This window comes from Cellulomonas sp., from assembly GCF_017744555.1.
GTDB lineage: Bacteria > Actinomycetota > Actinomycetes > Actinomycetales > Cellulomonadaceae > Cellulomonas.
The window spans coordinates 1-8,953 of the sequence record NZ_JAGIBD010000058.1 but is presented as its reverse complement, the minus strand read 5'-3'; the positions used below and the strand labels follow the sequence as shown (position 1 = coordinate 8,953).

The 8,953-nt window shown below is 68.9% G+C and carries 11 protein-coding genes and 1 pseudogene; 10 read left to right on the top strand and 2 right to left on the bottom strand.

Going from position 1 to position 8,953, the window contains the following annotated elements; all coding sequences use genetic code 11:
* Nucleotides 1-261: 261 nt before the first annotated feature.
* From J7523_RS19570 to J7523_RS19530, 9 genes are all read left to right on the top strand, one after another.
* Nucleotides 262-405: a hypothetical protein gene (locus J7523_RS19570; protein ID WP_291890354.1), complete on the top strand. Its 144-nt coding sequence runs from the start codon at nucleotides 262-264 to the stop codon at nucleotides 403-405.
* Nucleotides 402-548: a hypothetical protein gene (locus tag J7523_RS19565; protein WP_291890353.1), complete on the top strand. Its 147-nt coding sequence runs from the start codon at nucleotides 402-404 to the stop codon at nucleotides 546-548. Before J7523_RS19570 ends, J7523_RS19565 begins: the two co-directional genes overlap by 4 nt.
* A 2-nt stretch (nucleotides 549-550) precedes the next feature.
* Nucleotides 551-898 (top strand): hypothetical protein, encoded by a 348-nt coding sequence (locus J7523_RS19560; protein WP_291890352.1) that lies wholly within the window; start codon nucleotides 551-553, stop codon nucleotides 896-898.
* A 39-nt stretch (nucleotides 899-937) separates the two neighbouring features.
* On the top strand, nucleotides 938-1,432 hold the full coding sequence (locus tag J7523_RS19555; RefSeq protein ID WP_291890351.1) for a hypothetical protein: 495 nt from the start codon (nucleotides 938-940) through the stop codon (nucleotides 1,430-1,432).
* A gap of 39 nt (nucleotides 1,433-1,471) precedes the next feature.
* Nucleotides 1,472-1,690, top strand: a complete 219-nt coding sequence (locus tag J7523_RS19550) for a hypothetical protein (RefSeq protein ID WP_291890349.1) — start codon at nucleotides 1,472-1,474, stop codon at nucleotides 1,688-1,690.
* Nucleotides 1,687-2,175, top strand: coding sequence for a hypothetical protein (locus J7523_RS19545; protein WP_291890347.1), 489 nt, complete (start codon nucleotides 1,687-1,689; stop codon nucleotides 2,173-2,175). Before J7523_RS19550 ends, J7523_RS19545 begins: the two co-directional genes overlap by 4 nt.
* Nucleotides 2,176-2,569: 394 nt before the next feature.
* Nucleotides 2,570-3,370: a hypothetical protein gene (locus J7523_RS19540; RefSeq protein WP_291890345.1), complete on the top strand. Its 801-nt coding sequence runs from the start codon at nucleotides 2,570-2,572 to the stop codon at nucleotides 3,368-3,370.
* A 714-nt stretch (nucleotides 3,371-4,084) separates the two neighbouring features.
* Nucleotides 4,085-4,384, top strand: coding sequence for a hypothetical protein (locus tag J7523_RS19535; protein ID WP_291890344.1), 300 nt, complete (start codon nucleotides 4,085-4,087; stop codon nucleotides 4,382-4,384).
* A gap of 157 nt (nucleotides 4,385-4,541) precedes the next feature.
* Entirely contained in the window at nucleotides 4,542-6,647 is a 2,106-nt protein-coding gene (locus J7523_RS19530; RefSeq protein WP_291890343.1) for a polymorphic toxin-type HINT domain-containing protein, read from the top strand.
* Here J7523_RS19530 and J7523_RS19525 read toward each other — a convergent pair.
* Nucleotides 6,601-6,972, bottom strand: coding sequence for a hypothetical protein (locus J7523_RS19525; protein ID WP_291890357.1), 372 nt, complete (start codon nucleotides 6,970-6,972; stop codon nucleotides 6,601-6,603). The genes J7523_RS19530 and J7523_RS19525 overlap by 47 nt on opposite strands.
* Before the next feature lie 440 nt (nucleotides 6,973-7,412).
* Here J7523_RS19525 and J7523_RS19520 point away from each other — a divergent pair, with 440 nt between their 5' ends.
* On the top strand, nucleotides 7,413-7,970 hold the full coding sequence (locus J7523_RS19520) for a helix-turn-helix transcriptional regulator (RefSeq protein ID WP_291890342.1): 558 nt from the start codon (nucleotides 7,413-7,415) through the stop codon (nucleotides 7,968-7,970).
* An 860-nt stretch (nucleotides 7,971-8,830) separates the two neighbouring features.
* Here the strand turns inward: J7523_RS19520 and J7523_RS19515 are convergent.
* A pseudogene (locus J7523_RS19515) lies at nucleotides 8,831-8,953 on the bottom strand (methyltransferase); the annotation flags it as partial.

Below are 8,953 nucleotides of genomic sequence, written 5' to 3'. Positions count from 1 at the left end.
GTGGTCGACCAGCGGCGCGACCGTCGGCCGGTAGCGGCCGTCGAGCGGGCCGAGGGCGATGGCCGGCGTGACGTCGGCGAGGGGGACGCGGGGCGCGGGGGCGTCGTCGAGCGGCATGGGGCCAGTGTCCCAGAGGGGCGGGCGGGAGGTGCGGACCGACCACGCCCGCGGGGCACGGTGGACACCGGGCCGTGGGCGCCGGGACGATGACGATCCGCACCGTCGGCCGACCGTGCGGATCGTGCCGAGGAGGAGAAGGTCATGTCCGTGTCCCGGCACCTCGACGACCTCGCACAGGCCGTCGGCTTCTCCTCGCCGTGCGACTGGCGTGACGAGCACGACCGGCTCGAGCTCTACCGGGCCGCCCGGGCCGAGGCATGCGGCGGACCAGAGGTGACCACGTGATCCTCCGGTCGGACGTCGACGGCTCCACCGTGATCCCGACCCTCGCGCGCGCCGTCGATCCCGTCGTGGTCGCCGCGACGCGACTCGGACGCCGGCTCGACGGTCTGGTCGAGCGGGTCGGCCGACGAGCGGGGCAGCAGTGAGCGTGGCGTCGCGGTACGTCGGGCGAGCGGGCCGGGTGCTCGACACGAACGGCCGCACCGTGGGCATGGTCTTCCTCGAGTGGGAGCAGCTGACCCGCCGGGTGCCGCGAGGCGAGCGTGCCTTCCGGGGGCAGCGGGTCGCCCGTCCTGCGATTCACCAGCACTACTGGGAGCCAGGCGCCGACGGCGACTACGAGGACGCGATCATCGACGACGAAGGTCTCGTGAGATCGGAAGGGCTCTGGGACGGTGGGCTCGTGGAGGTCAAGGGGGAGTACGCCCCGGTCGTGTGGTGCGACGACGCGGAGTCGCGCGAGATCGGCCTGCGGCTGCTCGGGCCGGGAGGCTGACGGAGCTCGTGACGTCGTGACGGGAGGGGGTGAGGAGCGGTGTCGAGCGTCGAGAGCCGGGAGGCCGCGGGCGTACCGCACCGCATCCGGGTGGTGTCGCTCGTCGAGGTCCGCGACCGGCGAGAGGGCCGCTTCGCGTCCTCCGGCCGTCCGGGTGGGGTGTGGGCCACGGTCGTCGAGGTGGGCGTCGGGGACGACGCGACCCGAGGCTGGGGCTGGCGGCGGGTGCGCGGTGAGTGGCGGCCCTTGCGGCCCGGAGGAGCGAAGCCCTACGACCTCTCGATCCGCGCTCGGGTCTGCTCGCCCTCGTTCCACGAGACGCGCGCCGAGTTCGTCTCCCCGCTCCACGGGTCCCGTGCGATCGTGCTCCCGCGATGGAGCAGGAGGGCGGCCTACGCGACGATCAGGGAGCTGGTGGACGGCATCGCCGCCGACAACCCCCTGGACTTCGCGCAACAGGCGCGTCGACACTTCTGGGTCGACATCCCCGACGACCCGCACTGGTTCGACGAGCCCGCGGGCGACGACTTCTGACACGGCGACAGGCGACCCACGGAGCACGAGGTGATGCAGGTGACGACCGACGAGGTCGCGCTCGCCTCCGTCTTCCACGGTGCGCGCAAGGGAAACGGTCGCACCGCCCAGACAAGGATCGTCACCGTCGACCGTACCGACGTCACGTTGACCTCCAGCGTCATCGACATGCTCCGCAGGCTCGTGCGGCTGGGAGGTGCGGGCGGGCGCCGCGGTCTGATCGGCGGCGGTCGCCCGGACGATCGGACGGTCTCGTGAGATCCCGGGTCGAGGCGTGGGTCGCGAGCGTGGTGCGCGGTGACGGCAACGAGAGCGGCGACGTCTACGTCGACTCGATCCACCTCGACGACCTCCTGGGGCAACGCCGCGTGGACGAGCGTCCGATGCGACTCGCGGCCGAGGTGCTGCTCGTTTGCGCGTCGCTTGGCGCCGCCCTCGGGGGCCGGGCGCCGAGGGTCGCCGTCACGCTCCGGAGCAGCCCGGTCCTCGACGTGGTCGTGCCCCCGCTCGACACGGTCGACGAGCAGGTCGACGCCCTCCACCCGTCCGAGCTGTACCTCGTCGAGAAGAACGTGCGGTACCTCACCGGCGCACACGAGGAGTACCGGGCGGGGTACGTAGAGCCGGACGTGGAGCATGCGTCCGAGCTCGACCTGTCGTACTCCTGCTACCGCGACGAGCACTCGCGTGCCCACGGGTGGGAGTTCGCCCGGACGCTGTGGCTCGGGCTGCGGGAGGAGTGAGCGTGCCCGGCACCAGAGCACCGCGCCCGACCACGGGCGCGAGCCGCGGCTCGCGCCTCCACGCACCGGGAGGTGAGCCCGGTCGTCGACTCTCCGCTGGTCGACGTCGAGGTGCTCTTCGCGTGGTTCGAGGGCGAGGAGAGGTCCGAGTCGACGAGCGTGGCGGGTGCTTCCTGCAGGCCGTGTGCCGTGCCGCGTCGCGGATGGAGGCCGTCGCTCTCCTCCGGTCGGAGGGGGTCGGCGGCGTGTCGTCGCGACGTCTGGAGGTCCTCGGGTCGGCCGCCGACGAGCGGGACCTCGGCCTCGGGCACGTCGCCCTGGGTGACGTCTGGGTGCGGAGTGCGCCGCCCGCCGACGCCTGGACCCGTCGGCGGCGGAGCGGGAAGGACGACGGATGAAGATCACGACGGCACGCATCGCGGGTGGGCGCGAGGTGCGCTTGGCGGAGTTTGACGAGCCTCCGGCGCCGTCGACGATCGCCGCGCTGCGCAAGAAGGGCGTCGCGGGGGTGGAGATCACCAGCAGGTGCTGGGATCCGAGGGCTCCCTCGCTCGCCTGGTTGGCGGATCTGCAGCCGGTGGTCGTGTTGGTGTGGGCTCGGGGGATCGTGCCTCCGCTGCCGGCGGACGCCCTCAGGCACGTCGAACGTCTTGACATCCTTGCGAGGACCCGCCTGCGGCAGCCGGTCGACGTCTCCACGCTGACGGAAGTGCGTCAACTGGCGGCGAGTACCGACCAGCTCGAGGGCCCCCTGAGTCAGATGACCCGTCTGCGTTACCTCCATCTCGACCGTGTGGCCGAACCCTCGATGGCCGCCGTGTCCGGTATGCGGGAGCTCGAGCACCTGCGGCTCGAGATGAGACGGGGTGTCTCGACCCCCTTCGACTTCCGGTGCGACGACCCGCCCCAGCGGCTGCGGGAGCTCATCGTGATGGATGCACCGCTAGGCTCGCTGGCAGGGCTGGAGCGCCTTGCCGGGTTGGAGATCCTGGTGCTGTCGCCCGACCCCTCGGCGCCGCAGGGCGCGCCCGTGGACCTGCGGCCGCTGAGCCGTCTGGAGCGGCTGCAGGACGTGCGGATCGTCAGCAATGCGCAGTTCGAGCACATCAGCGTGATCGAGGGGCTGCCGAGGATCGAGAGAGCGCGCATCGGCGGCTGGTGCGGCGACCGACCAGCCAGGCCCGAGGGTCCTTGACGCCGCGAGTGAACGTCCAACTGAAAGACACCGGCGTCTGGATCGGGGCGCCCGAGCAATCCCGCGGAGGTTGTCGTGGAGGGGTGGGATCTCAGTGACGCCTGGATTCTCGCTGCGATCGGGCCCGCCCAGGGCTGGGTGCGGCTCCGATCGGTCGTGCGTGCCGCAGATCACGACAATCACGCAGTCCCGAGCGACGCGGAGGTGTCGAGCGCCCTCAGAAATCTTGCATCAGCGGGTCTCGTCGAAGCCCGCGACGGGTCCGTTCGTCTGACTGGGCCAGGGCAGCGACTCTGGGAGGATGCTGCGGCGATCTCGGGGCTCGACCTCGTCTTGCATCTTCAGGAGGCGCTCGCAGCGGTGAGATTTGCCGCCGGACCCTCGGGGATCAGCAAAGAAGAGTGGGGGTCGCGAGGGGTTCTTCAGACGATCGACCACGCCAGCTGGCCGGCTTTCGGGCGCGTCGGGATCTGCCGGGTGTGCTCGCCTGCCAGGCAGCATGTTCTTCTCCTACGCGCCGCAAACACCCACCGGCGGCACGTTTTTTAGGAGGATTATTGGACCGTGGGTCCTCGCTGGGGAGGTAGCGAGTTGCGAACGAATGCGGGCCTCGAGCCTGGTGACTTCTGGAATGTTCCGACAAGGCGCGGAGGGTGGCAGTGCTGCGGAGTCGTCCTTCTGAGTGGAAGGCCAGCAGGGTCAAGGGTTCTGTTGGTGGCTGCTCTTCTCGACTGGTGCGAGCCGTTCCTGCCGGACTGTCGCAGTATTACTGGGGTTGATGTGATCGACGTCGGTGTCATCCACGTCGGCGCGATCGAGCAAAGCGGTGGGAAAGTGCTGGGCAATTGCCCAGCGGCCATCCCTCCGGGTCTTCCGCCATTCGAGAAGGACTTCACGAGAACTTACGACACCTGGAGTCAGGACTACATCGAACTGCTCGCCCACCAGCGTTTCGGTCGCCACTTTCCGTCCCTGCCGGAGATTGCTACTGAGCGGCCCGACGCCTTCACGTGACCAGGCGCTGTCTCGGGCTCCGCGTCGGCTCCTCAGAAGGTCCTGGCGTGCGGGCTCGTCGAGCTTGCGCGCGGCCACCGCGTCGGCGGGGGCGGCCTGCCCCGGGGCGACGGGTGCCACCACTACGACGTCGACGTACGACTCGGCGGACCGGCTGGTGTCGACGTCGGGTGGCAACGGCCAGGCGTGGGCGTACGACGCGTTCGGCCGGACGACCGCGATGCCGACGGCCGACGGCGCGGGCGTGGCGACGACCGGGTACTTCGTCAACGACCTGGTGGCGACGCAGGAGGTGCCGGGCGTCGAGAAGGCGCAGTGGACGCTGGACCCGCTGCAGCGGTTCTCGACGCAGCGCACGTGGGCGTGGGTGAACGACCAGTGGGCTGCCTCGACCGAGCAGGTCGTGCACTACGACGGTGACGGCGACGAGCCGGGCTGGATCGTGGAGGACGCGACCCGCCCCGACGAGGTGACCCGGTGGGTCGAGGGCGCCGACGGGCAGGTCGCCGTGCAGACCGGTGCCGCCGGTGGGCGGGTGCTGCAGATCGTGGACCTGCACGGCGACGTGGTCGGGACGCTGCCGGTGGACGACGGTGCGTCGGTGGCCTCGTGGTCGGCGTTGCGGTTGTCGTCGTTCGACGAGTTCGGGAACCCGGTGCCGATGAGCGGTGCGGCCACCACGAACGCGCCGCCGGCGCGGTACGGGTGGTTGGGCGCGGCGCAGCGGTCGGCGGACACGCCCGCGGGTGTGCTGCTGATGGGGGTGCGGCTGTACCACCCGGCGATCGGGCGGTTCCTGCAGGTGGACCCGGTACCGGGTGGGTCGGCCAGCGCGTACGACTACTGCAACGCCGACCCGGTGAACTGCACGGACCTCGGCGGGACGATCGCCTGGGGCAAGGTGCTGGGTGTCGTGGCGGCCGTCGGGGAGATCGCCTCGATGATCCCCGGGCCGATCGGTGCGGCATCGGCCGCGGTGTCAGCGGTCGCGTACGCGGCGAACGGCAACAAGGGCAAGGCCCTGGAGATGGGCGTCACGGCGGCGGCCGCGCTCGTGGGTGCGGGTGCTGCGGTCAAGGCGGTGTCCACCGCTGTCCGGGCGGGGCGCGCAGCCAAGGTGGCGGGTGCAGCGGCGAAGGTGTGCAACAGCTTCGTGGCGGGCACGCTGGTCCGCCTCGCCGACGGCAGCACGGCGCCGATCGAGTCGTTGACGACGGGTGACGAGGTCCTGGCCCGTGACCCGCTCACCGGCGAGGTCACGCACGAGGTCGTCATCGCGCCCATCTGGTCCGCAGGGGTGAAGCACCTGATCAGGGTCGGCTTCGCGGGGCAGGACGACGCGGTCCTCTCGACGGCGAACCACCCGTTCTGGGTAGTCGGCGAGGGCTGGGTCGACGCCGTCGACCTCGCCGTCGGTGACGAGGCGGTGGGACGCGACGGTCGTCTCCACCCCGTCGCGCGCGTCGACGACCTGGGCGACGTGGCGGACGCCACCGTGTTCAACCTGCACACGTCCGGTGCACACACGTACTTCGTGACTACCGGCGGGGATGACGAGTATCTTGTGCATAACGCCGCATGCACACCCGGGCCAACGAGCGCGCTTCGTGAGGCCGTAAAGAAGGTAGCCACTGCGGCATGGGCGAAGATCAAGAAGAATAATATCGTCCACATAGGGCCCCAGTATCAAGGGGGCCCATTTCGAGTGTCTCTCGGGGCTCAGCGAAGACACTGGAACAAAATGCCGGCCTGGCGTCAGCGAATTCAGCCGGTGCATATTCATATCGAACGGACGCGACTGGGGGTAACGTGGAATCCGACCGGTCGCAACTGGGGCATTGGGGGCTGGAAAAAAATGAAGCAAAGTGACGTAATAGAGACACTGGAGCACCTGGTTTCCGTCGAGGAAGCGGCGCTCGAGCACTCGCTAGGCGTCGAGCGCGGCGCAGTGGTCCTTGAGGTGTCGTCGACCGAGCCTCGGCGCGCTGCGAGAGTTGTTACCCCCGGTGATAGGTTCTTCTTTGTTGAGATCGACGGAAACTTCTCGCACAATCAGTTCGAGGAGGACTTGAGTGACGATGATGTCCGCGAAATCCTGCGCGCCTATTACCGAGTTGCCGTCTCCTACGTGCTCAACGGCGCACGGGCGAGCGGGGGGCGAGTGGCGCCCAGGAGGATCGTGAGTGTCGACGGTGTGGAATACACACTGACCTCGACTATAAAGAGCATGCTTCGGAGGCTCCTCTCCGGAGGCGTTGAGTAGTTTTCCGGAATGCGCCGCACCCTCTGCGAAGATGCGTCGGGTGCGTTTCCGGGGAATGCCCATCGCAACGAGGTGGCGGTTCTTCGACCGTTAGGACGCGTCTCCCCTGCCTGTGACGAGGTGATGCCAGAAGCATCACCGGGGTCGAGTTGGTCGAACTTCGGGTACGCCCGGCCTGTCGTGTCGGCCTGACGGTGCATCCGAGCAGGGGCAGGTAGCGCAGGTGGGAGTTCCACGCGGCCCGCTGCTGGCCGCCGGGGCGCTGCACGCGGACGGCCTGAGCGAACAGGTCGTGGGCGACCTGCGGAGCGATGGCCGTGCCGATGTGGAACGGCGGTCGCGTACGCGGCGAACGGCAACAAGGGCAAGGCCCTGGAGATGGGCGTCATGGCGGCGGCGGCACTCGTCGGGGTGGGGACGATCGCCGTAGGCGTCGCACGTGTGGGCCGAGTGCTCAAGGCTGCACGTGCGTACCATAATGGTGTTGCGGGCGCAAAGAGCTCAATCAGGGCTTCCAGAATTACGACGGCGATCGCTGGGCGCGTACATGCCGGACGGGGGGCTGTCAAGACTGTTCTCCCGAATGGCTCGAAGCAGTATGCGCGGGGAGTAAATGCTGATCGTGTCGCCTACCGATCGGCGGCATGGAAAAATAACCAGAGGGCTTACACCTCTAACTTTGGGCGGGGTAAGAAAGGCTTCAATGTGAATGGTCGACCGTCTCTGAGGGACTTTCACGTAGTTCACCGTTCGCGGTGGTTCTAAGTGCAGAAAATCGACCACGCCAGTTGGCCGGAGTTCGGGCGCGTCGGGATCTGCCGTGTGGGCTCGCCTGTCGGACAGCATGTTCTTCTCTTGAAGGCGTATCCGTGGCTGCTCTACCTCCAGGAGCCTGTCGACAAATTCCGCGTTGACGGCATGGACCTGCATCTCAAGTTGGATAACGCGTTGCTCTACGAGGAGTTCGCAGCCGAGCTCGCCACAGCGTGGGGGGTCGAGTGGCTCGACGGCGAGCAGGAGTGCCGCGCGGAGCGGGAGCTGTTCGATGTCCGTCGGGACGTCGCCCGGGAGTCGGCGCGCGCTCTGCGACGCGCTCGGTGGGGGGACCGTGTGGGCGTGCTCCGCGGTGGGCGGCCGTGGCGTGCTCGTCTCGACGACGCGGAGCGTGCCGTCGCGCGCCTTCTCGCACGAGGGTTGTCGGACACGGAGATCGCCGGCCTGCTGTTTCTCTCCGATGAGACCGTCGAGGCATATGTGCGAAGGATCATCGAGAAGCTGGGTGCACCCGATCGTGAAGCGGTGGCGCGCATCGTGCGTCGATGAGTACAGGTCCTTGCGGGTGATCCGGAGGTGGGTCAGACGTCGGCCGAGGCGGTCATCGCCCCCCTTGACGTCGACGGGCGACAACCACCTCGTGACGCTGCGGTTCGACGGCGACGGCGACGGCGACGGCACAACCTGCACGTCGCGGGTGAGCACACCTACTACGTCACGGCTGATCCCGCGCAGGCCGGCCAGCTCGTCCACAACGCGTCGTGGTGCAGCCTCGGGGGACAGAGCTGCCGCGGGGTGGATGGCCAACTACCGTGCCGCGCCCGCGTCGGGGGCCCGCGTCTGTACGAGCGTCCGGGCGTCGTCGATCGCACAGGCGAAGCGGGTGCAGAGACGAGCCGTCGAGGTCTTGCGCAGCCGCGGAGCAACGTGCGCGCCCAGAGGGATGTGCCCCGGGTCGAGGAATCATCTTCACGTCGACGTGACGAAGGGGGAGAACTTGGTGGGTGTGATCCACATCAGGTTCAAAGGTCCCCGTCGTGGCTAGGGGAATCTACTTCGCGTTCTCCGCCAACGATGAGCGGGCTCCGAACTCACGCGGCGGATGCGTCAGCCAGGCAATGTGCCGGGCTGAGACCAGGATGGAGGCCGCCGTACTGCTACGGGCGGCCGGGATCGTGGGGGTCTCCTCGCGGAGCCTTGAGCTTCTCAAGTCTGCCGCCGACGAGGCGTCGCTCGGGCTTCCATCGATGGGCTCTGGCGAGGTCTGGGTCCGGCACGACCCGCCGGATGATCAGTGGGTCCGCCGATGAGGGACGAGGACGCTCGGACACGCCCTGCCCTGACGTGGCCGGATCGCTCGGTGCAGCCTCTTGCAGCGCTTCACGCGAACTGCGATTCGCGGGGCGCCTTCATGCCAGCACCGACGCCGTCACCGTGAACTTCGGGTCCCGCCCCACCTGCCGCGTCGGCCCGACGACGCGCTCGAGCACGGGCCGGTACCGCAGGTGGGAGTTCCACACGGCCCACAGCTC

Excerpts from the sequence above, each read along its gene's own strand:
- J7523_RS19570 (WP_291890354.1), top strand. The coding sequence starts at position 262 with ATGTCCGTGTCCCGGCACCTCGACGACCTCGCACAGGCCGTCGGCTTC.
- J7523_RS19540 (WP_291890345.1), top strand. The coding sequence starts at position 2,570 with ATGAAGATCACGACGGCACGCATCGCGGGTGGGCGCGAGGTGCGCTTG.